At 70.3% G+C, this 20,938-nt stretch carries 18 protein-coding genes and 4 pseudogenes; 11 read left to right on the top strand and 11 right to left on the bottom strand.

Annotated features, from left to right (window positions below):
* Nucleotides 1-4 precede the first annotated feature (4 nt).
* A complete protein-coding gene (gene fdhD / locus ACWD04_RS10480) occupies nucleotides 5-853 on the top strand; it encodes a formate dehydrogenase accessory sulfurtransferase FdhD (RefSeq protein WP_451130199.1) in 849 nt (282 codons plus the stop codon).
* A 95-nt stretch (nucleotides 854-948) separates the two neighbouring features.
* Here fdhD and ACWD04_RS10485 read toward each other — a convergent pair.
* Both ACWD04_RS10485 and ACWD04_RS10490 read right to left on the bottom strand, forming a co-directional pair.
* A pseudogene (locus ACWD04_RS10485) lies at nucleotides 949-1,044 on the bottom strand (DUF397 domain-containing protein); the annotation flags it as partial.
* A pseudogene (locus ACWD04_RS10490) lies at nucleotides 1,040-1,872 on the bottom strand (helix-turn-helix domain-containing protein); the annotation flags it as partial. The pseudogenes ACWD04_RS10490 and ACWD04_RS10485, both read right to left, overlap by 5 nt.
* 178 nt (nucleotides 1,873-2,050) lie before the next feature.
* Here ACWD04_RS10490 and ACWD04_RS10495 point away from each other — a divergent pair.
* The 6 genes from ACWD04_RS10495 to ACWD04_RS10520 all read left to right on the top strand — a co-directional run bounded on the left by ACWD04_RS10495 (nucleotide 2,051) and on the right by ACWD04_RS10520 (nucleotide 5,053).
* Nucleotides 2,051-2,314, top strand: coding sequence for a hypothetical protein (locus ACWD04_RS10495; RefSeq protein ID WP_451130201.1), 264 nt, complete (start codon nucleotides 2,051-2,053; stop codon nucleotides 2,312-2,314).
* Entirely contained in the window at nucleotides 2,311-2,592 is a 282-nt protein-coding gene (locus tag ACWD04_RS10500; protein WP_451130203.1) for a hypothetical protein, read from the top strand. The genes ACWD04_RS10495 and ACWD04_RS10500 overlap by 4 nt, the downstream gene beginning before the upstream one ends.
* A gap of 325 nt (nucleotides 2,593-2,917) precedes the next feature.
* Nucleotides 2,918-3,886, top strand: a complete 969-nt coding sequence (locus ACWD04_RS10505) for a hypothetical protein (RefSeq protein ID WP_451130205.1) — start codon at nucleotides 2,918-2,920, stop codon at nucleotides 3,884-3,886.
* Between the two features lie 183 nt (nucleotides 3,887-4,069).
* The gene (locus ACWD04_RS10510; protein WP_451130207.1) at nucleotides 4,070-4,303 is read left to right on the top strand and encodes a hypothetical protein; all 234 of its coding nucleotides are present in this window, start codon (nucleotides 4,070-4,072) and stop codon (nucleotides 4,301-4,303) included.
* Nucleotides 4,300-4,767: a RipA family octameric membrane protein gene (locus tag ACWD04_RS10515; RefSeq protein ID WP_451130209.1), complete on the top strand. Its 468-nt coding sequence runs from the start codon at nucleotides 4,300-4,302 to the stop codon at nucleotides 4,765-4,767. Before ACWD04_RS10510 ends, ACWD04_RS10515 begins: the two co-directional genes overlap by 4 nt.
* 85 nt (nucleotides 4,768-4,852) lie before the next feature.
* Nucleotides 4,853-5,053 carry a DUF7701 domain-containing protein gene (locus ACWD04_RS10520; protein ID WP_451130211.1) on the top strand — a complete coding sequence of 67 codons (201 nt, stop codon included), beginning with the start codon at nucleotides 4,853-4,855 and terminating at the stop codon, nucleotides 5,051-5,053.
* Between the two features lie 742 nt (nucleotides 5,054-5,795).
* Here the strand turns inward: ACWD04_RS10520 and ACWD04_RS10525 are convergent.
* Nucleotides 5,796-6,827, bottom strand: coding sequence for a bile acid:sodium symporter family protein (locus ACWD04_RS10525; protein WP_451130213.1), 1,032 nt, complete (start codon nucleotides 6,825-6,827; stop codon nucleotides 5,796-5,798).
* A gap of 115 nt (nucleotides 6,828-6,942) precedes the next feature.
* Here ACWD04_RS10525 and ACWD04_RS10530 point away from each other — a divergent pair, with 115 nt between their 5' ends.
* The 3 genes from ACWD04_RS10530 (at nucleotide 6,943) to ACWD04_RS10540 (ending at nucleotide 10,847) form a co-directional block, all read left to right on the top strand.
* A complete protein-coding gene (locus ACWD04_RS10530) occupies nucleotides 6,943-7,836 on the top strand; it encodes a LysR substrate-binding domain-containing protein (protein ID WP_451130215.1) in 894 nt (297 codons plus the stop codon).
* Between the two features lie 237 nt (nucleotides 7,837-8,073).
* Nucleotides 8,074-9,873, top strand: a complete 1,800-nt coding sequence (locus tag ACWD04_RS10535) for an AMP-dependent synthetase/ligase (protein ID WP_451130217.1) — start codon at nucleotides 8,074-8,076, stop codon at nucleotides 9,871-9,873.
* A gap of 137 nt (nucleotides 9,874-10,010) precedes the next feature.
* Nucleotides 10,011-10,847, top strand: coding sequence for an aldo/keto reductase (locus tag ACWD04_RS10540; RefSeq protein WP_451130219.1), 837 nt, complete (start codon nucleotides 10,011-10,013; stop codon nucleotides 10,845-10,847).
* A 365-nt stretch (nucleotides 10,848-11,212) separates the two neighbouring features.
* On the opposite strand, the gene ACWD04_RS10545 is transcribed toward ACWD04_RS10540, so the two are convergent.
* The 6 genes and pseudogenes from ACWD04_RS10545 to ACWD04_RS10570 all read right to left on the bottom strand — a co-directional run.
* Nucleotides 11,213-11,518, bottom strand: a complete 306-nt coding sequence (locus ACWD04_RS10545; protein WP_451130221.1) for a 4a-hydroxytetrahydrobiopterin dehydratase — start codon at nucleotides 11,516-11,518, stop codon at nucleotides 11,213-11,215.
* 62 nt (nucleotides 11,519-11,580) lie between these two features.
* A complete protein-coding gene (locus ACWD04_RS10550; protein WP_451130223.1) occupies nucleotides 11,581-11,709 on the bottom strand; it encodes a hypothetical protein in 129 nt (42 codons plus the stop codon).
* 119 nt (nucleotides 11,710-11,828) lie between these two features.
* The gene (secD, locus tag ACWD04_RS10555) at nucleotides 11,829-14,123 is read right to left on the bottom strand and encodes a protein translocase subunit SecD (RefSeq protein WP_451130225.1); all 2,295 of its coding nucleotides are present in this window, start codon (nucleotides 14,121-14,123) and stop codon (nucleotides 11,829-11,831) included.
* Nucleotides 14,124-14,677: 554 nt separating this feature from the next.
* A complete protein-coding gene (locus ACWD04_RS10560) occupies nucleotides 14,678-15,076 on the bottom strand; it encodes a hypothetical protein (protein ID WP_451130227.1) in 399 nt (132 codons plus the stop codon).
* 139 nt (nucleotides 15,077-15,215) lie between these two features.
* Complete coding sequence (gene ligA, locus ACWD04_RS10565; RefSeq protein WP_451130229.1) at nucleotides 15,216-17,312, bottom strand: NAD-dependent DNA ligase LigA; 2,097 nt, start codon at nucleotides 17,310-17,312, stop codon at nucleotides 15,216-15,218.
* Nucleotides 17,313-17,440: 128 nt separating this feature from the next.
* Nucleotides 17,441-17,626 (bottom strand): annotated as a pseudogene (locus ACWD04_RS10570) (IS200/IS605 family accessory protein TnpB-related protein); the annotation flags it as partial.
* Here ACWD04_RS10570 and ACWD04_RS10575 point away from each other — a divergent pair.
* Nucleotides 17,626-18,042: pseudogene (locus ACWD04_RS10575) on the top strand (LacI family DNA-binding transcriptional regulator); the annotation flags it as partial. The pseudogenes ACWD04_RS10570 and ACWD04_RS10575 overlap by 1 nt on opposite strands.
* 12 nt (nucleotides 18,043-18,054) lie before the next feature.
* Here the strand turns inward: ACWD04_RS10575 and ACWD04_RS10580 are convergent.
* The gene (locus tag ACWD04_RS10580; RefSeq protein ID WP_451130231.1) at nucleotides 18,055-20,274 is read right to left on the bottom strand and encodes a phage holin family protein; all 2,220 of its coding nucleotides are present in this window, start codon (nucleotides 20,272-20,274) and stop codon (nucleotides 18,055-18,057) included.
* A gap of 106 nt (nucleotides 20,275-20,380) precedes the next feature.
* A complete protein-coding gene (locus ACWD04_RS10585) occupies nucleotides 20,381-20,797 on the bottom strand; it encodes a hypothetical protein (protein ID WP_451130551.1) in 417 nt (138 codons plus the stop codon).
* Between the last annotated feature and the right edge of the window lie 141 nt (nucleotides 20,798-20,938).

A 20,938-nucleotide genomic window follows, 5' to 3' on the forward strand; every position in this document is an offset into this window, starting at 1 on the left:
GGCTATGGGACGGGTCACCGAGCGTCGTCGCACACTCCGCATCCGGGACGGGGCGGTCACGACCCGCCCCGACACCCTCGTCGCCGAGGAGCCCCTGGAAATCCGGCTGAACGGCAAGCCGCTGGCCATCACGATGCGGACCCCGGGCGACGACTTCGCGCTCGCGGCGGGCTTCCTGGTGAGCGAGGGCGTGATCGGTGAGGGTTCCGAGGTGCAGTCGATCGTGTACTGCGCAGGGGCGACGGCCGACGGGGTGAACACGTACAACGTGGTGGACGTGAAGCTCGCCCCAGGCGTCGTGGTCCCCGACATCACGCTGGAACGCAACGTCTACACCACGTCGTCCTGCGGCCTGTGCGGCAAGGCGAGCCTCGACGCCGTCCGCACGACGACCCGCCATCCCGTCGCCGACACTCCCCCGGTCCGGGTGACGCCCGCACTGCTCTCCGCCCTCCCCGACCGGCTGCGCGAGGCACAGCGGGTGTTCGACCGGACCGGGGGCCTGCACGCCGCCGCGCTGTTCTCGCCGGAGGGCGAGCTGCTCGACATACGGGAGGACGTCGGCCGCCACAACGCGGTCGACAAGCTGGTGGGTCGCGCCCTGACGGACGACCGGCTGCCGCTCTCGCAGTCGATCCTGCTGGTGTCGGGGCGCGCCTCCTTCGAACTGGCGCAGAAGGCGGTGATGGCCGGGATCCCGATGCTCGCGGCGGTCTCGGCGCCGTCGTCGCTGGCCGTGGACCTCGCGGCCGAGAGCGGACTGACCCTCGTCGGTTTCCTGCGGGGGCAATCCATGAACGTGTACGCGGGTGACCACCGCATCGCCCTCGGGGCGACGGTGGGCCGGGGCTGATCCGGCCCCGCCCGCTGCACGGGGCAGGGGGTCCGGCCGACGGGGAGCGCCCCCTGCGCCGGCCGGGCCCTCTCCTGGGCGACTCAGACGCCCACGACAACAGCTGCGAAGTCATCAGCGATCTCGATGCACGCGCCACCATCCTGGTTGCTGTAGCTGCTCTTGCGCCAGGTTGCGGCGCTCAGGTCAATGGATGCACGACGATTCCTCCCACATGTGCAGGACGAATTTTTGCGACTCGGCTGGGGAAAACGCCAGGTCACGCGTCGCATCGTACGCACGTTGCATGCGCTCCACCGCAACGCTTTCCTCGTGGAGTTCCCCTCCGTACCCGTGTTCCGTATACGCCACAGTACGACTGTCCGGTAGTCGAAGAAACCAGACGTCAGCACTCGACAACCCGTGTAACCCGGCGCTTTGCGGTAGCACTTGAAGGGTCAGGTTCGGCCGTTCCGACATCTCGGACAGATACTCCAGCTGCTCCCGCCACTCCTCCGCACTCCGCAATGCCGTCCGAAGAGCGGCCTCCGACAGGATCGTCCGGAACGGCGGCGCGTCTTCTCCCTCCAGCAGGCTCCGCCGCCCCGTCCGCGCCTCTACCTGCTGCGTCAGCCGTACCCCGCTGAGCCCGCCGGACGCCAGCAATTCCCGCGCATACCCCGGTGTCTGCAACAGCCCCGGCAGCACGCTCACCGCGAAGTGCCACAGGCTCGTCGCCTCCGCCTCCAGCGCCATGTACCGCTGGTACCGCTCCTTGAACTGCGACTGGTCGCTGATCGCCAGCTCCCACATGGCCAGCAGCAGACCCGGCGTCCCGTAGTACTGGTCCAGCGCCTCCACGACCTCCGGTCCGCCGAGCGTCTCGCCCCCTCCATCTTCCCGAACAGCGACCAGTCCCAGCCCAGCCGTTCGCCGAGCTGCCGCAGACTGTCGCCGTGCTCGGTGCGCAGTCGCCGTAGCTCCTCCGCGAACCGTGCGCGTGGTTCCCTGCTGCGGCCAGTGACCGCCCGCCTCGTCGGCGTCGAGCCCTCCGTGGAACGTGTGGAACGTGACGCACCGGCCGGGGAAACTCACCCCGTCCTCGGTGTGTCACAGACCTGAGCGGGTCATTCTCGTATCGATCCCCTCACGCACCGTGGTCCGGGGCGTGCGGCCAGGCGGAGGATTCCGCGAAAGTACGACCGAAGGAAGACACCCATGACGCAGCCGTTGCAGAAGCCGCCTCACCCCCGCCGGACGGCCAAGATCCAGGAGGCCGTCGACGCTCGCGACGCCCTCGCCACCGCGTCGAGCGGGGCCGGCATTCAGCTGCCCGCGATGGACGTGCGCACCCCATGGCCGAACACGGACAGCGGCGACGGCGCACAGCCGGCCAGATACGCCCTCGTCCACCTCGGTGTCTGCTTCGCCCCCGTCGCGCAGGCCCTCGCCACGGTGATCAGAAACGGGGCAACGAGGTGAGAGACGACGACGCACCTCCCCTCGGGACAGCCGTACACGACGGCGACAGCGACAGGGTGGGCCTGGTGATGGGTCACGAGGGTCCCTACCTCCAGCTCCGCCCGCTCGGCGGTGGCCGCGAGTGGGACGCGGAACCGGCCCGCCTACGGCCGCTCGACCCCGCGGAGCTGCTGAGCGCCCGCGTAGCCGAGGCCAACGCCCGTAGCCGCACCGGCCTCGGGCTCGGCGACATACGGGGCTCCCCACACCCCGGCCCGGCAAAGGACGGCGCACGGTGACGACGACGCGCGAGCCGGCCTGCTCGCCGTCTTCAGTCGGCTGGATTTCCATCGACGGCTGCGTTCAGCGCCCCGTCGACTCCGCGAACTGACGCGGAACAGCACCCGGAGATTTGCCGCGTCGTCGGGTTCGGTCTCGTGATCGGTGCCCCTCGGACGCGCCACGTCCAGCGCACGGCGGAGCCGTTGCCACACGGTGAACGCCTCCCTCACAATTACTGCCGCTGAAGAAGTAGTGCCCTCACTGACCGGAGGAAACGTGAGAACGCGATCCGCCAGGGGTCGACCACCTCAGTCGGCACAGAGCGTGGCCCGAGGACGCACTTTGACAGGTCTGGGCTGGACAGCTGGCGCTCTCGGCCTGGTCATGATGTTCAGTGGCGCCGCTCTGTTCAGGGTGCTGGTGCAGGAACCGGCTGGAGATGTGGCACGACTCCCCATGTGGTCACGCCTGTTGATCTTGCTACCGGTCCTAGCGGTCGGAGGTGCGCTCTTCGCGAGCAGCTATCCCCTCATCGTCAGAGGCAGGCGCCACCGATCCGGGACCATCGCATCCTTCGGGGTCTTCCCTGAAGAGCGATACGTCCTTTACTTGCGGCCGTTCGGCCTCGACCCGGAGATGGCCTTACCCATGCCCGACGCCCCAGGTGGCCTCATGCGCTCCCCCTTCGAGATTCCCGGGTTGACGCAAGAGGACTTCCTTGTCAGGCAGTTCAAGGCTCTCGGGCGGGTTGTCGCGGTCGGCCGACCGGGCGAGCGGCTTCCCCTGCTCGGAGCGGAACGCGGCTATCTCCCTGTAGACAACTGGCAGGACACCGTGAGCGAAATGATCCAGGGCGCCCACGTAGTGATGATGACCGCGGCTCCGGGACCCGGAACGGTCTGGGAGTTCACTGAAGCCCTGCGCACGCTCCCTCCCATCAGGCTGGTCCTGCTGGTCTACGGCGAGTCGGCCGATTACGCCGCCTTCTGCGATGCCGTCGCGCAGGGCTACGCCGTACGGTCGAGGGAGGAAGAAGCAGGCGTGTGGCCGCGACTGCCTGCGCTTCCGCCATTTCCGCCTCCACTCCCGCGAGCCAAGGGCCAGCGCTGGGACCTGAGATTGAAGGGCATCATCTCTTTCGATGAGGAGTGGAATGCGACCTTCAACCGGATCGATCCGATAGTGCCGAGGATGCGACTGGTCTGGACCTTGCGTCGACTGGTGAGGCGTGAGTTGGAACCGGTACTGGGCCCGCTGGCTCAACTCCCCGTGGCCACAGCAGCACACCTTCCGAGGCAGGACGGCACCTGAAGCAGGCCGCGCAGTCCCTCACACGTGCGGTGGGCGTAGCCACACGGGTGAGCAGCGGAGCCGTTCAGGGTGCTCCTGTCCCGCCCGGGCAGCGCAGGGGCGGGGTTCTCCATTTCGAGGACCGCCGCCGGAGTCGGCCCTTACGATGCGCGCAGGTACGCACACCTGGAGTAAGGAACGCCTATGCGGAAGCGCGTGTTCGTGAGTTTCGACTACGACAAGACCCTCAAGGACTTCCTGTCCGGACAGGCCAGGAACCCTGACTCACCCTTCGAGGTGCATGACGGGCCGATCAAGGAAGCACCGAACGGGCACAAGGCGCAGACCGGCAAGAAGCAGGCCACTGCAAAGGCCGACGGCACGGCCTACAGGTGGACGCGGCCCCAACTCAAGACCCTCGCCGGAGGAGGCCGGTGACAACACCGTCCGAGCCGGTCCAGCGTGCGGAGGTCCTCGAGCTTTACAAGCTCGCCGTGGAGATGGCCGACCGTGTCTCCGCGCGCCGCGGGACCGCGAACGCCTTCTTCCTGTCCGTCCAGACCGCGCTCATCAGCCTCGTCGGTCTCGGATTCAAAGAGCTTGCCAGGTCTCCCTGGTGGGCGGCGCTCGCCATGGCTCTGGCCGGCGTCACCCTCTCGGCCACCTGGTGGCTCCAGCTTCGCAGCTACCGGGACCTCAACGCGGCTAAGTTCAAGGGCATCAACAAGATCGAGGAACTTCTACCGGTCAAGATCTTCGCGGATGAGTGGGAGGCCCTGCGCCGCGATCCGATCGTCGGCTGGCGCAAGCGCTACGCCGAGCTGGGCACGTCCGAACGAGTCGTACCCCTGGTGTTCGTCGCGGTGCATCTGCTTCTGCTTGTGGGCACACTGACCGTGTGACCTACCTTGACCCCCTTGCCGCCCTGATCCGGACCTGCCTCCCCCGGAGGCCGAGCCCCCGGAAGGCTCGGCCGCGCTGTTCCGCATGTACGCCGTGCTGCTGAAAGCCAAGGGGGAGCAAGTCACCGACGAGGACGTCCATGATGCCTGGTCCGCGTGGATGCAGACGGTGAACAGCGCTCACGAAGCACTGGTCCCCTTCGGTGATCTCGCTCCGGAGACCCGCGCCTTCGATGCCCCGCATGCAGAGGCCATTCGCGCTGCAGCTCGACAAGCCGGCCGCTGAGACCAGTGGCGCCGTCGGCCGGAGCACACACCTCGGGGCGTGCCGCCGGCATAACGTCCACGACGCGTGGTCCGCTCGGATGCGGCCGATCGACAACTGCCCTGTCCCCTTCGAGGACCTCCCCCGGAGACATGTGCTGCGGATGCGCCGCACGCCGAGGCCATGCGCGCGGCGACTCGCCGGGTGGAGCGCGCACGGGACTGACGTCCGTGGGTGCCTTTGCCCTGAACAACAGCCCACGGCAGCCACGTTGAGCGAGCATCCTCTCACTCTATGTACGAAGACGGGGAAACGGCTCACCCCGATTTTCGGTGGCCGGACTACCCGCCTCAAAAAAAGCGAACACCCGTACCGGCGTGGTCGGAACCCAGGTCACCTTCGGTCCGGGCTGGGAACCGGAGTTCGTTCGGCTTGACCCCACTGCGGTGTGGGCTCCGAGCGACCTCGGACGCCTCCGCAAGATCATGCGACACCAAGTGAACCCGACCCTGCGCCGCGTCAAGCTCAGGCTCTCCCAGGCATCAGATGTTCCGGGCGAGGTGATCGGCCCACGTGATCCGACGCACAGCGAGTCACGCGGCACGGACGCCACGACCGGAGGGGCGGAGTAACCCTTCCGGTCACCCTCGCTCAGTACGACACAGCGCGAGGGCGGTGCCTCACGGGGTCCTCCGTACGGCCACGTACTCCTGCTCCAGAGGAGGCCGGCCTCCTGCGTCGGCCGGGCCCTCTTCCGCCCGCGTCAGCTCACCGGCACAGGCTGCTGCGGCACCGTTCCGCTCTCCGGCATCGGGTCCCGCGAGCGGCGCTTGGCGATCACCGCACAGACCATCAGCTGCATCTGGTGGAAGAGCATCAGGGGCAGCACCGCGAGACTGGCGTGCGCGCCGAAGAGGACGCTCGCCATCGGCAGGCCGGCCGCCAGGCTCTTCTTCGACCCGGCGAACTGGATGGCGATCCGGTCCTCCCGTGCGAAGCCCAGCCGTTTCGCCCCGTACCAGCTCACGGTGAGCATGACGGCCAGCAGTACCGCCTCGGCGCCGAGCAGCGCGCCGAGCCGGAGCGGGGTGACCTGGTTCCAGATCCCGGCCACCATGCCCTCGCTGAAGGCCGTGTACACGACGAGCAGGATCGAGCCCCGGTCGACATAGCCCAGCACCTTGCGGTGGCGGCCGGTGAAGCCTCCGACCCAGCGGCGCAGCAGCTGCCCTGCGAGGAAGGGCACCAGCAGCTGCAGGATGATCTTCATGAGGGAGCCCGCGGAGAACCCTCCCCCGCTGCCGCCCAGCAGCACGGCGGCCAGCAGCGGCGTCAGCAGGATCCCGGCGATGCTGGAGAAGGAGCCGGCGCAGATGGCGGCCGGCACGTTGCCCCGGGCCATCGAGGTGAAGGCGATCGACGACTGGATGGTCGAGGGCACCAGGCACAGGAACAAAAAGCCGTCCTGGAGCTGCGGGGTCAGCACATAGGGCACCAGCCCGTGACTGGCGAGCCCGAGCAGTGGGAACAGCATGAAGGTGCAGGCCAGGACCGTGAGGTGGAGCCGCCAGTGCTTCAGGCCGTCGAGCGCCTCGGCGGTCGAGAGCCGTGCTCCGTAGAGGAAGAAGAGCAGAGCCACCGCTCCGGTCGAGGCGCCGCCCGCCACGTCCGCACCGGCCCCGGACACGGGCAGCAGTGCCGCGAGTGCCACCGTGCCGATCAGCGCCAGGATGTAGGGATCGACCGGCAGCCATGACGGCAGTGCGGGGATACGGCGGCTGGTGCGGCGGTTCATGTGCTCCGTGCTTTCTCGGTGGAATCGTGCCCTCCCCATCGTGCTCCCGAACACCGCGATCGGGAATCCCGTACACCGCACTGACTGTCATCACGATTCGCGATAGCCTCCTACCGTGTACGACCCCGTCCAGCTCCGCACCTTCCTGGCCGTCGCGCAGACCCTGAGCTTCACCCAGGCGGCGCGCCGGCTCGGCGTCCGGCAGTCCACCGTCAGCCAGCATGTCCGCCGGCTGGAGTCCGAGGCGGGCCGGCAGCTGTTCAGCCGGGACACGCACCGGGTCGATCTCACCGAGGACGGCGAGGCCATGCTGGGCTTCGCCCGGACGATCCTCCAGGCCAACGAGCGGGCGGCGGCGTTCTTCACGGGCACCCGGCTGCGCGGACGGCTGCGCTTCGGGGCGTCGGAGGACTTCGTGCTGACCCGGCTGCCGGAGATCCTTGAGTCCTTCCGGCGCGAGCACCCGGAGATCGAGCTGGAGCTGACGGTGGAGCTGTCCGGCGCGTTGCACCGGCAGCTCGCGGCGGGCCGGCTCGATCTGGTGCTGGCCAAGCGCCGCACCGGCGACATCCACGGCCAGCTGGTCTGGCAGGACACCCTGGCCTGGATCGGCGCCCCGCAGCTGCGGATCGATCCCGAGCGCCCGCTGCCGCTGATCGCCTTCCCGCCTCCGGGCATCACCCGTGCGCGCGCCCTGGAGGTACTGGAGGAGCACGGCAGGTCCTGGCGCTTCGCGTGCACGAGTGCGAGCCTGAGCGCACTCGTCGCGGCGGCCCGTGCGGGCCTGGGGGTGATGGCGCACACCCGTGGGCTCATCCCGCCGGGGCTCGTGCCGGTGCCGTCCCGGGCGGGCCTGCCGGAGCTCGGGGATGTGGATTTCGTCCTGCTGCACGGGCGCCGCAGGGCCACCGCTCAGAAGGCGGCGGACGCCCTCGCGGCTGCGATCCTGGCGGGCGGCGACCGGCTCCACCGCGGCCCCCTCGTGCCGCCGCACCCGGAGCCGGCGTAACGGGCTGTAAGCGCTGCGTACAGATTCGGTGTAGATTCCCGCTCGAGCTACTTACTCGTAGGTCAGAAGCGTGCCCGAGCCTTGCCCATCTGGCCCGATTTACCCGGTTGGCCATGCCCGGTTGCCACGATTCCCTGACCGTTCGGAGCCCCCCGTGGGCTCGCGCGGTGAGGTAGCGTCGCGGCCCGTGCGGAGCGCCACAAGGAGCAGTCATTGCGCGAGTTCACTGTCCCAGCCATGGCCGCTGCCCCTCAAGTCGGCGGTCTCGCCGATACCGTCTTCGACTTCGCTGAGGAAGATCCCCACCGGATCACCCTCAGCCGCAAGGACGCGGAAGGGCGATGGCACGACGTGTCCGCCGCCGCGTTCCGCGACGAGGTGCTCGCTCTCGCCAAGGGACTGATCGCGCAGGGCGTACGTTTCGGCGACCGGGTGGCCCTGATGTCCCGTACGCGCTACGAGTGGACCCTCTTCGACTACGCCCTCTGGTCCGTCGGCGCCCAGTCCGTGCCGATCTATCCGACGTCGTCGGCCGAGCAGGTCCTGTGGATGCTGCACGACGCCGAGGTCGCGGCCGTCATGGTCGAGCACGAGGACCACGCGATGACGATCGGCTCGGTGATCGACAGGCTGCCGAATCTGCACCGGCTCTGGCAGCTGGACGCCGACGCGGTGACCGAGCTCGTCGACGCCGGGGTACTGATCGACGACGAGGTCGTCCACCGGCACCGCCGCGCGGTGACTCCGGAGTCGATAGCGACCCTGATCTACACCTCGGGCACGACGGGGCGCCCCAAAGGCTGTGTGATCACCCATGCCGCCTTCATGTTCGAGGCCGACACGATGGTCGGCCGCTGGCACCCGGTGTTCCTCTCCAAGCCCGGCGAGGTGACGGCGACGCTGCTCTTCCTGCCGCTCGCCCACGTCTTCGGCCGCATGGTGGAGATCGCGGCGCTCCGCGGCCGGGTGAAGCTGGGGCACCAGCCGGAGCTGTCCGCGAAGGCGCTGATGCCGGACCTGGTGTCCTTCCGGCCCACCTTCATCCTGGCGGTGCCGTACATCTTCGAGAAGGTCTTCAACGGTGCGCGGCGCAAGGCGGAGTCGGAAGGCCGCGTCGGGGCGTTCGACAAGGCCGTCGGGATAGCGGTGAAGTACGCGGAGGCGATGGAGGAGCGGGCCTTCGGGACCGGCCCCGGGCCGTCCGCCGGGCTGCGGATGCAGCACCAGTTCTTCGACAAGGTCGTCTACCGCAAGCTCCGGGAGGCGATGGGCGGCCGGGTGCGGCACGCCATGACGGGCGGTTCCGGCATGAATCGGCAGCTCGGGCTGTTCTTCGCGGGTGCGGGCGTCACGGTCTACGAGGGCTACGGGCTCACCGAGACGACCGCCGCCGCCACGGCCAATCCGCCCGAGCGCACCCGCTACGGCACCGTAGGCCAGCCGATCCCCGGAACCTCGGTGCACATCGCCCGGGACGGCGAGATCTGGGTGCACGGCGCCCACTTGTTCTCCGGATATCTGGGCGACCCCAAGGCCACGGACGCCGTGCTGCACGACGGATGGCTGGCCACCGGCGACCTGGGTGCGCTCGACGAGGACGGTTATCTGACCATCACCGGGCGCAAGAAAGAGATCCTGGTGACCTCCGGGGGCAAGAGCGTCGCCCCGACCGGCCTGGAGGAACGGGTACGCGCGCACCCGCTGGTCGCGCAGTGCATCGCCGTGGGGAACGACCGGCCCTATATCGCGGCGCTGGTCACGGTGGACCACGAGGCGGTGGAGCACTGGCTCGCCATACAGGGACGTACACCGATGCGTGCTGCGGACCTCGTGCGTGACCCCGATCTGGAGATGGAGGTGCGCCGGGCGGTGGTGGCCGCGAACACGGCGGTCTCCCAGGCGGAGTCCATCCGGACCTTCCGCATCCTGGCACATCAGTTCACCGAGGAGCAGGGCCTGCTGACCCCGTCGCTCAAGCTGAAGCGGAAGGCGATCGAGACGGCTTACGCGGCCGAGGTCGACGCCCTCTACCGGTGAGTCCCCCGGATGCTCCTGACGGTCACGCCATGGGAACGTTCTTCCGATTCGCCGGATCCCAGCAGGTGGGAATGGTTAGGCGCCCCTGTTCGTTCTTCCTCGGAGTACCAGACCGACAACGTAAGGATCGACTGCTCGTGAGCCAGGTCCCCACCATCACCCTCAACAACGGCCTCGAGATGCCGCAGCTCGGCTTCGGCGTCTGGCAGGTGCCGGACGACGAGGCCACGACGGCCGTCGCCACGGCCCTGGAGGCCGGGTACCGGAGCATCGACACAGCCGCGATCTACGGGAACGAGGCGGGCACCGGCAAGGCCCTCGCCGCCTCCGGAGTGGCCCGTGAGGAGCTGTTCGTCACCACCAAGCTGTGGAACGCCGAACAGGGATACGACTCGACGCTGCGCGCGTTCGACGCGTCGCTGGACAAACTGGGTCTGGACCACGTCGACCTGTACCTGATCCACTGGCCGGTGCCGGCCAAGGACGCCTACGTCGACACGTACAAGGCCTTCGAGCGGATCCTCGCCGACGGCCGCGCGAAGGCCATCGGTGTGTCCAACTTCCACCCGGAGCACCTGGAGCGCCTGCTGGGTGAGACCTCGGTCGTCCCCGCGGTCAACCAGATCGAGCTGCACCCGCAGCTCCAGCAGGCCCGGTCCCGCGCCTTCCACGCCGAGCACGGCATCGTGACCGAGGCCTGGTCACCGCTGGGCTCGGGCAAGGGCCTCCTGGAGGTCCCGACCGTGGTCGCCGTGGCGCACAAGCACGGCCGGACCCCGGCCCAGGCGGTGCTCCGCTGGCACCTGCAGACGGGCCACGTGGTGATCCCCAAGTCCGTGACGCCGTCACGGATCGCGGAGAACATCGACGTCTTCGACTTCGAACTGGACGCCGACGACCTGGCCGCCTTCGCCGCACTCGACGAGGGCAAGCGCCTCGGCTCCGACCCAGCCGAATTCAACGTCGGCGCCTGAGCCACACCCGCATCCGGCGGCGCCCCCCTCGCAATCGCGCGGTGGGGGTGCCGCCGCCTGTCGCGCCCCGGCCGGTCCGTACAGGTCCTGTAGGTGGTGAACCCGCAGCAGAACGCCGGGACGACAGCGGAAGCCGACCTGGCGTACTTCGGTGACCACCACCCGGTCAGCACAGTCCTCGGCGTCACCGAGCCGGCCTTCCCCGGCCAGCTCATCGCGGTGACCTCCGCCGCGGGTGGTGTCGTACGAGCGGCTTACGCGTCGTCATCCGGCGCGACGCCACTCCGGAGCGCGTTCCACGCATCGACGGTGGGTACCGGCCGCCCGCGCCCGGCGCCCTGCCGGCCGTACTCCGTGGGACCCGCCTACGTCGCCCCGTGCCCGGCGGCAACGGCCTCGACGCGCGCGGCGAGACCGAGGTCCTTCCGCGTGACGGCGCCCCCCGCGTCGTGCGTGTGCACTGCGAGCACCACGGTGTTGTATCCCAGCGTCAGGTCCGAGTGGTGGTTGAGCTCCTCCTGGATCTGGGCGACGTGGACGGTCAGCCCGGTCGCGGCGAAGTGGGAGGGCAGCCGGTAGGTGCGGGTGATCCGGTCCCCCTCGAGCTGCCAGCCGGGCAGCTCGCGCAGACCGGCCTCGATGTCGTGAGCGGACAGCGGTTCAGCGGGCATGGAGCGGCTCCTGATGCATGTCGGTACGGTCCACGGTGCCCGTCACGTTACGTCCGGGTACGTCAGCTGTCGTGCCTGACACAGGGCAGCACGGTCAGGACGAGCACCATCGGCGGCAGCGGGCCGTGCGGACGGTCCATGTCGGGTACGAGCGTGTCCCGGGCCGCACGCAGCACGAAGGGCATGTGCACGGCACACTCCGATCACCTGACGTGCTCAGGATCGTGCCGCGGCCCGGCGGTCGAGCCGGGCGAACGCCCCGGACAGGGCAGGGCCGCATCCGCCCTGCCCGGCGCGTCGTGTGTCCGTGTTACACGCGTGCCCCGGTGTCGGCGGGATCCCGGCGTGTCCGCCCGGCCGGCTTCCCACGCTTCGGTGCCCGCTTCCTGGCCGGCGGCGGGGCCTTTCTGCTCCTCTCCAGAAGGAGCGCCCCCGGTACCGCGGTCATCACGGAGGAGTAGGTCCCGACACAGATGCCGATGAGGAGGGCGAGAGCGAAGTCCGCGAGCGAGTCGCCGCCCAGCACCGCGAGTGCGACCAGGATGAACAGGGCTCCCATCCCCGTGTTGACGGTGCGCGGCACGGTCTGCAGCACCGCACGGTTGGCCACGTCGGCGACCGCTGTACGTCGGCTCCTGGCCCACAGCTCCCGTACCCGGTCGAAGACCACGACGGAGTCGTTGACGGAGTAGCCGATCACGGTGAGCAGGGCGGCCAGGAAGATTCCGTCGACGGGGCGTCCGAGCCAGGCGAAGACGCCGACCAGAATGATGACGTCGTGCACCAGCGCCCCGACCGCGGCGACGGCGAAAGTCCACCGGAACCGGGCCGCGAGGTAGGCGAGTTGCACGAACACGGCGACGCCCAGGGCGATGAGCGCGTTGCGCCGCAGTTCGTCACCGAGGCTGGGCCCGATCAGCTCGTCACGCACCTTGGTGGTCTCGCCGCCCGCCTCGGCCAGGGCGGCACGCAGGGCGTGTTCGCCGTCGTTGTCGAGCTTCCCGGTGCGTACGGAGAGGTCCTGCCCGCCCGCGGTGGTGATCTCGGCGTCGTCGAAGCCCGCGGCGGCGATCGTGTCGCGGGCGGTCTCGACGTCGACGGGGCGGCTGGTGGAGTATTCCACCAGCCGCCCGCCGGTGAACTCGACGCCCAGGTCGATGCCTCGCACGAGGACGCCGCTCACGGCGACGAGGACGAGCGCGGCGGACATCATCAGCCAGCGGTGTGGCGACCGGAAAAGCTGGACGTCGCGCGTGTTCAGCCAGGTGCGGACACGGCCGGGCCGCGCGATGCCGTTGACGCCCCGGTAGTCGTTGACGAATCGGGAGCCGGCCGCGATCTCGGTGAACGCGCGGGCGATGACGAGCGCCGAGAACATCGAGGCCAGGACACCGATGCCGAGCGTGACCCCGAACCCCTTGACCGGCCCGGAGCCGAGGAAGAAGAGAAGGGCGGCCGCGATGAGGGTGGTGACGTTGGAGTCGGCGACCGCGCTCCACGCGTTACGGAATCCGGCCGTCAGCGCGGAGCGCAGCGAGCGGCTCGTCCTGCCCGTGTACTCCTCGCGGGCCCGTTCGAAGACAAGAATGTTGGCATCGACCGCCATGCCGATGGCGAGGACGAATCCGGCGAGTCCCGGCAAGGTCAGGGTGACGCCGAGGACGACGAGGGTCGCGTAGGAGATCACGCCGTACGCGCCAAGAGCCAGCGCGGCGAGAGCGCCGAAGAGCCGGTACGCGAAGGTGATGAACAGCGCGGTGGCGGCGGCTCCGATGAGTGCGGCCCGGGCGCTCGCGTCGATGGCGGCGGCTCCGAGCGTCGGACCGACGGTCCGCTGTTCGACGATCTCGACGGGTACGGGGAGTGCGCCGCCCTTGATGAGCAGAGCGAGGTCGCGGGCCTCGTCGGCGCTGAAGGACCCGGTGATCTGGGTGGAACCCGAAGGCAGCCCTGCCTCGCAGCCGATCGACGGATCCACCTGGGGTGAGGAGATGACCTTCTCGTCGAGGACGATCGCGACGCGGCGCCGTTCGTCCCCGGCCGGGTTGCATGCGGCGTCCCCGGTGAGCCGCGTCCATTCCTTGCCCGCGCCCTTGTGGAAGTCGAGCGAGACGGTCCAGCCCGCGCCCTGCTGGGCGTCGAACTGTGCGGCGGCGTCCTTGACCCCGGCACCGGAGAGCCGCTCCGGGCCGAGTGCGAGCGGAGTGCCCTGTTCGTCCGGAAGCGTCTTCCCCCCGTCCTTCTGCCCGGCTTCGGGACCCTGGACCGCGTGGAAGCCGAGCTGCGCGGTCCTGCCGATGACGTCGGCGGCCTGGCGCGGGTCCTGTACATCGGGCAGTTCGACGATGATCCGGTCCTCGCCCGATCGCGTCAGGGTCGGTTCGGAGACACCGAGTGAGTCGATGCGCTGCCGCAGTACCTCCAGGGTGCGATCGGTGCTCTCCCGGTCCGCCTTCGCGGTACCGGAGTCCTGGGCCTGCAGCACCATCCGGGTACCGCCCCGGAGGTCCAGTCCGAGTCTGGGTGACATGGTCAACGTGATGAACACGGAGACGAGCAGAACGGCGACAGCCAGAACCGCTCGCACCGTGGTGGCGCGAGTCATGGGAATCCCCTTGAGTGGGCGTCGTCCGCCCGGGACTCAGAGAGGAGGGCGGAGCGACAGCTCTGTGGAACAGGGCCGGTGAAAGGCCGGCTGACCGGCCGTCCGCTCGGGAGGGCCCCGCACACCGGGCAGTGCCGCCTGGGCCCTTATGGCTACGAACGCAGTGCCCGCTGCCACGGGCGCGACTCCCTGGGGCAGGGGAAGGCACTGCGTGCGCGGTGGCAGGGTGCCGTAGCCGGGCGGGGGGACGTGGGGCGGGGCGTGCGGACGGTCGGCGCCCGCACGCGGCCCCGGCGCGGGGACGTCCTCCGTCCACCAGACATACGCGGCGCGCCCGGCAGCATGGCCGGCGGATTCGGCGGCGGAATCGGCGGTGTGCGCGGTGACGGTGCCCCGCACGGGAAGCGCTGCTCCGGCTGCCGCCGCGGGTGCGCCGCCGACAAGAGCCAGGACAGTGAGGAGCAGCGCGGCAAGGATGTTCCGCGCCTGGTGCGATGGTGTGCCGTGCGGGCCCCGCGGGGGCGCGTTCCCCCCGGGCGCCCCCGGGAGGGGGCTCACCTCAGCCGGACCGGGCGGACGGACAGCGCGCCTGCACCGGCGGAACCCAGGACGGAACCCGGGATCAGCGCGACGCCCCGTCCGACGGCGGTCGAGGGATCGGGACCGACGCGCACCGGCACACCCTGGCAGCCTGCGATCCGGGCGGGCAGTCCGGCACCGGACTCGGGGTCGACGATGCGTCCCCGCCGGACCGGCCGGCCGACGCCGTCCTCCCGGCCGGACGGTCCGCCGGCGACGAGTCCCTGCTCCGGGGCCCAGGCGCGGGCCCCGGAGCTGCCCAGGTCGATAGCCGGCCTCCTGAGGGGGCCGGGCCGGTGCGCCGCGACGGCAGGTGCCTCCCGCCGCCGGAGGACCGGTCGGCCGCGCCGCCGCCCGTCACGCGAAGAACGCATCGGCCCTCACCCTCAGGTCTTGCCGCTACAGCCGTCGGCTCGCACCGAGCCGCCGATAAGGAGGCGTGATCGATCTTTCACTATGCAAGACGAGGCACGGAAACACCACTCCCCTGGTGATCTCGAGCGCCGCTACCGCTCACACCCCCAAGGCCAGATAGGGCTCGACCAACTCCGCGAACTCCTCGGGCGTGGCAATGTCGATCTCCAGCTCCTCCGCCTTGGTGCGCTTGGATCCGGCCTTCTCCCCCGCGACGAGGAGACTCGTGCGCTTGGAGACGCTGGAGGAGGACTTGCCGCCGGCCCGCTCGATCAGCTCGTTCATCTGATTGCGCGAGAGCTTCTCCAGAGCGCCGGTCATGGCACCGGTGACCACGACGGTCATTCCGCCGAGCGGCAGGCCGTCCGCGTCCTGCCCATCGGCGCCGTCCTCCGCCTCGCTGCCGGGCTCCGGCGGCGGGGTCGCGTTGGGCTCCGTCATGGTGACTCCGGCGGCCACCAGCTTGCCGATCAGCGGCGCCAGCTCCACCAGCTCCGTGACGACGGCCGCGGCCTTTTCCGTACCTATGCCGTCGACCCGTTGCAGGACCTCCGCGTCGGCGGCGACGATCCGGTCCATCGAGGCGAAGTAGCGGGCGATCCGGCGGGACATGGAACGGCCCGTGCCGCGTACTCCGAGTGCGCAGAAGACGCGGGACAGCGGGCGGGTCCTGGCCGTCTCGATCGCCGCGAGCAGATTGTCGGTGGAGGTCTCTCCCATTCGCTCCAGGGAGAGCAGCTGGTCCCGCTCCAGCGTGAAGAGGTCGGCGAAGTCCTGGACGAGGCCCGCGTCCACGAGCTGGACGACCCGGGTGGCGCCGAGGCCTTCGATGTCGAGCTGGTCACGCCCGGCGGCGTACGAGATGGAGGCGACCACGCGGCAGTTACGACCCCGGGTACAGCGCCAGCGCTGCTCGCTCATGTCGATCTCCGAGCCGCACTGGGGACAGACCTCGGGGAACGCGACCGGCTGCTCCTCGCCCGTCCGCAGATGTGCGACGGGCGCCTCGATGCGGGGAATGATGTCGCCCGCCTTGTAGACCATCACATGGTCGCCCAGACGCAGATCCCGGCGGGTGATGTCGGCCGGGTTGTGCAGCGTGGCGAAGCTGACGGTGGATCCGTCGATCTCGACGGGCTCCAGCACGGCCCGCGGTGCGATGATGCCCGTCCTGCCGACATTCCATTCGACGTCCAGCAGCCGCGTGACCTTCTCCACGGCGGGGAGCTTGTAGGCGACGGCCCAGCGCGGCGCCCGTGTCCCGGAGCCCGCGTCGCGCTGGTCGGCCGCCAGATCCGCCTTGATCACGATGCCGTCGATCCCGAACGGCAACGAGGCGCGCAGGGCGGCGATGTCCTCCACCCCTGCCTGCACCTCCTCGGCCGTGGTGACGGTGCGCGGGGCGACCGCGGTGTCCGCGGCTGTGTGCACGCCGAGGCCGGCGGCATACTCCAGGACCTCGCTGTGCGGGAGGTCGGCCAGCGTGGCCGTCAGCTCACCGGAATCGGGCAGCGCGAGCGCGCCGTACGCGAAGAACGTCAACTCCACGCGGTAAGGACGGTCCTTGGCGCGAAGGGTGCCCGCCGCCCCGTTCCGAGGATTGGCGAAGGGGGCGGCGCCGTGCTCCGTGCGCACCGTGTTGGCCTGTTCGAACTGCTCGTTGGTCATGAGGATCTCGCCGCGCACCTCAAGGGTTTCCGGGGCGGCGAGCCGCTCGGGCAGGCCGAGCACCGTCCCTATGGCGTGCGAGACGTCCTCCCCCGCCGTCCCGTCGCCACGGGTGATCAGCTTGTCGAGCCGGCCCTGCCGATAGCGCGCGGCGACGGCGAGCCCGTCGAGCTTGGGCTCCACGCTCCAGGCGGCGACGGGTCGGCCGATCCGCCGCTCCACGGAAGCGGTCCAGGTGACGAACTGCTCAGCGGAGAAGACATTGTCCAGCGAGAGCATCGGGACGGTGTGCGGCACGTCCCCCGACGCCGCCCCTCCCGCCACCTTTCCGGTCGGCGAGGCGTCCAGCACCTCCTGCGGGTGCTCCTCCTCGTAGGCCGCGATCCCGCGCACGAGCCGGTCGTACGCGTCGTCATCGAGCGTGCTCTCACCTGCGGTGTAATACGCGGCGGCGGCACGCTTCGCCTCTGCCACGGCGGCCGCGTAGGCGGCGGTATCGGCGAGCACACCAACTGAGTTCGTCGTCATGACCACCATCCTGCCGTCCGCCACTGACAACGCCCCCTGACCGCCGTTCGGGCCCCGGCCTGCTCGTGACCGCGCTCGGGAACCGGCTCGCCGACCTGACCGAACTGTGCGGGCAGGGCCGCTGACGTCGTGATCGACCCAGCCCACCTGGAAGACGACTCGGCCGTCAGGCCCCGCTTACGGGCCGCCCATGACTCGGTGGAGTGCTCCATGCCATCAGCGCAACGCGCTCTGAGGTCCCTCGAGGCGAGCGAGCCCAGGTGCGCACTCACCAGGCGCAGTACCTTCTCGTCCTCGGGCGTGAGGTCCTTGAGCGGGACAGGTCCGGCTGGCCGGCTTCCTGGACGCCCTGGAGCAGCACGGCATCGGGGACGTGGTGGCCGCAGAGGGGGCTTCACCCACACCGGCGGGCTTCGGCGATGCGGCAGCTGCTGCACGAACGGCCGGACCTGGACGCGGTGTTCATCGCCTGGGACCTGATGGTGCTGGGTGCGCTGCCCGTGCTGCTGCGGGCAGGCAGGGACGTGCCCGGGGACGTGGCGTTGGTGGGCTTCGACGAAGCAACGCGGCGGTGGCGTGCGACCCGCCGTTGACGACCGTGCGTCAGCCGGTGGAGGAGATGGCGGCCGAGATGGCCCGGCTTCTCATGGAGCAGATCAACAGACCGGGCGGCGGCCCCGCACCCTCCGTGGTCTTTCATCCGACGCTGGTGCGGCGCGAGTCCGCCTGACGCCCAGGCTCTTCAGCCGCGTGGGCCCGGGACCGCGTCGTCAGGGTCGGGCGCATCCGCACCGGCCCGTGCGTCCGGGAACGGTTCGTCCGCCCGCACCACCCCGGAGAAGCCCTCCTGCCGCAGGGGCACCTGGGGCCCGGAGAGTTCCCTCAGCCAGCGTGCCAGCACCCGGTGCACCGCCTCAGCGCCGACCGGGCCGACCGGGCCGACCGGGCCGGCCGGGCCGGCCGGAGACAACGCCCGGGGGGTGTCCGCCGCCACGGCGTCGAGCGGGTCCGTCAGCGTTCGCGGCCACAACAGGAAGGGCCGCGACTGTTCTCCGCCGAGCCCGCCGTGCGAGCCGATCTGCTCCTCGAAGGCGTGGACGCGACCGGTCTCGGGGTCGTACATCGAGTTGACCATGACGTCCGCCACATGCGGGAAGGTGTCGGTTCGCCGCACCGCGTCCGCCGTACCCGGCCCGAAGACGGCGATCGGCCCCTCCCCGTCCTTGAGCTCCGCCACCGGGACCTCCGCCCCGTTCCGGCCCAGCACCACCGACCCGTGTTTTCCGCTCCGTACGAGCAGGAAGCCGATCCCCGGATGGGCGGCGAGGGTGCCGAGCAGTGCGGGGTAGCGGCGGTCGAGCTGCTCGCGCGAGGCCCGCCCCTCGATGTCCGGGAACGACAGCAGCCCGAGGTTCCCGGAGGCGAGCACCACCGGGTCGGAGGGCTTGGCGGGGTGCTCCGCCTCCAGCTCCCCGTCGACCGGCCGGTGCAGTGCGATGCGCACCGCGTCGCGGGCTTCCGACGCGCTGCGGGTGCGCTGCACCCGGCGAGGTACGGGCAGCCCGCAGCCGGCCCGTACGAGGTCCTTGAGCGTGAGGCCGTACCGTCCCGCGAACGTTTCCCCGAGGCTCTGGCCGTGGTCGGACAGCAGCACGATGCGGTAGTCGCGCGGGGTGTGGTCCGCGATCTTCAGGATGAGGCCCAGGGAGCGGTCGAGCCGTGTCAGGACCTTCTCCGCGTCCCTGCTGGACGGCCCGGAATGGTGGGCGACCTCGTCGTAGGCGACCAGGTCGGCGTAGACCGCGGTACGTCCCGCGAACATGTCGCCGATCACCGCGGCGACCACCACATCGCGTTCGACGACGGTCGCGAACGCCCTGATGAAGGGGTACAGCCCGCCGCGCTTGACCCGGGGCGACTCCTTCCGCACCCGTGCCCGGACGGACTGACCGATCTCCCGGCCGACCTCGGCGACGAAGGACAGGGCAGTACGGACCGCGTTGGCCGGGTCGGAGAAGTAGGCGAAGTAGCCGGCGCGCGAGCGGCGCCCCTTGCCCCGTCTGGCGGCCATCGACAGGACCAGGGCGAGCTGGTCCGCACCACCGCTGAAGAGGTTTCCCCGGCTCGCGCCGTCGACGGTGAGCAGGCCGCCGTCATGGGTGCGGGCGATGGCCCTGCGCTGCAGCTCGAGTGCGCTCGCCGGTCTGCTGGAGACCATGACGGTGCCAGTCTCCTTCTCGAACCAGCGGAAGGCCGGCACGTCGAAGTTGCTGCCGTGCAGGATGCCGAGCTGGCTGGCGCCGGTCTGGCTGGACCAGTCGGTGGTCCACGGGGTGAGCCGGTGGCCCGCGTCGTCGGCTAGCAGACCGGCCACGGTCGGCATGAGGCCGTCGGCCGCGGCCTGTTCGAGTACGTCGTGGCCGACGCCGTCGAGCTGGACGAACACGATGCCGGGCGGGCCGCCGCGCCCGCCGTCCGCACTCCGAGGTACACCACTGCGTCTGCGGCGCCGGTCGGCGAGGCGGGAGAGTCTGCGCCGGTAGGCGTCGTCGTCACGGACCGCGAGGGCGGTGGACGTCGCCGAGGCGACGGCGGACATGACGGCCGCCACGACGACGGCGGTCTCCGGGGCGGCGTCGCCGCGCCCGTCCGGGATGAGTCGCAGGGCGACGAGCAGCAGCGAGCCGTTGAGGAAGAAGACCAGGGCGCCCAGCACCAGGGCGGGCACGATGAGCAGCGCTCTGACGAGCACGGGCCACACCAGAGCGGAGAGCAGGCCGAAGGCACCCGCGCCCCAGGCCGCGGTGAAGGCGGTCCTCGTGACGGTGTCGCCGTCGTCCGCCTGGAGCTGGAAGTCGGGCAGGATCCCCGCGAGTGCCAGCAGGGTGAGTGTCGAGACGGCCCACACCGAGATCACGCGTATGAGGGTCCCCCCCGCTCTGCGCCATCGCCCGTCACTCACGCCGTTCCACCTCACGGTCCGGGCCCGGTGCACGTCATGGGCCCGCGTCAAGCCTGTCATAGCCCTTCTTCCGGACTTCTTCTAGGCCCCGGGCCCTCTCCGGGTATCAGCAGCCGTCGTATCCTGCGGTCGGCATGGAGAGCCTGCGGTGCACGCCGGCCTTGGTGCGCGCGGTGTAGAGGGGTTCTTCCAGGCCGGCGATCTCCAGCCGTACGCCGCGTCGCTCGCACTCCGCCTCGAAGTCCGGCACCGAGAGGAGTGCCCGGGCCAGCACCCGGTCGTTGGGCGCCACGAACAGCTCGACCTGCCCGTCCCCGCCCCCCGCCCACAGGGCGCGGTGATCGGGGCGCAGCCGGTAGACCCGGAGCTGGCGGGTGACGACGTATCCCCGGTCGGCGGCCCAGCGTGCGCACATGGCGTGCTGGCTGCGGGTATCGACGAGGAACGGATCGCCGTCGAGCTCTTCCAGCGGTGTGAGACTGGCGATGGCCGCCACCCGTACCTCTGCGCTGACGTCCTCCATCGACGGATCCCCCCGGACTCGGATGCTGGCCACGACCCTACCCCTGCCGTAGCCCTCCGTAGCCGCCCGTGACCGTTCCGGAACCGGTGCGAGGAGGCACTCCGGCGTGAGGAGGGCGCGGAGCGCCTACCCTCGTACGCG

This window comes from Streptomyces sp. NPDC002911, assembly GCF_053591835.1.

Excerpts from the sequence above, each read along its gene's own strand:
- fdhD (WP_451130199.1), top strand. The coding sequence starts at position 5 with ATGGGACGGGTCACCGAGCGTCGTCGCACACTCCGCATCCGGGACGGG.
- ACWD04_RS10495 (WP_451130201.1), top strand. The coding sequence starts at position 2,051 with ATGACGCAGCCGTTGCAGAAGCCGCCTCACCCCCGCCGGACGGCCAAG.
- ACWD04_RS10510 (WP_451130207.1), top strand. The coding sequence starts at position 4,070 with ATGCGGAAGCGCGTGTTCGTGAGTTTCGACTACGACAAGACCCTCAAG.
- ACWD04_RS10520 (WP_451130211.1), top strand. The coding sequence starts at position 4,853 with ATGTACGCCGTGCTGCTGAAAGCCAAGGGGGAGCAAGTCACCGACGAG.
- ACWD04_RS10525 (WP_451130213.1), bottom strand. The coding sequence starts at position 6,827 with ATGAACCGCCGCACCAGCCGCCGTATCCCCGCACTGCCGTCATGGCTG.
- ACWD04_RS10535 (WP_451130217.1), top strand. The coding sequence starts at position 8,074 with ATGGCCGCTGCCCCTCAAGTCGGCGGTCTCGCCGATACCGTCTTCGAC.
- ACWD04_RS10545 (WP_451130221.1), bottom strand. The coding sequence starts at position 11,518 with ATGCCCGCTGAACCGCTGTCCGCTCACGACATCGAGGCCGGTCTGCGC.
- secD (WP_451130225.1), bottom strand. The coding sequence starts at position 14,123 with ATGACTCGCGCCACCACGGTGCGAGCGGTTCTGGCTGTCGCCGTTCTG.
- ACWD04_RS10560 (WP_451130227.1), bottom strand. The coding sequence starts at position 15,076 with ATGCGTTCTTCGCGTGACGGGCGGCGGCGCGGCCGACCGGTCCTCCGG.
- ligA (WP_451130229.1), bottom strand. The coding sequence starts at position 17,312 with ATGACGACGAACTCAGTTGGTGTGCTCGCCGATACCGCCGCCTACGCG.
- ACWD04_RS10585 (WP_451130551.1), bottom strand. The coding sequence starts at position 20,797 with ATGGAGGACGTCAGCGCAGAGGTACGGGTGGCGGCCATCGCCAGTCTC.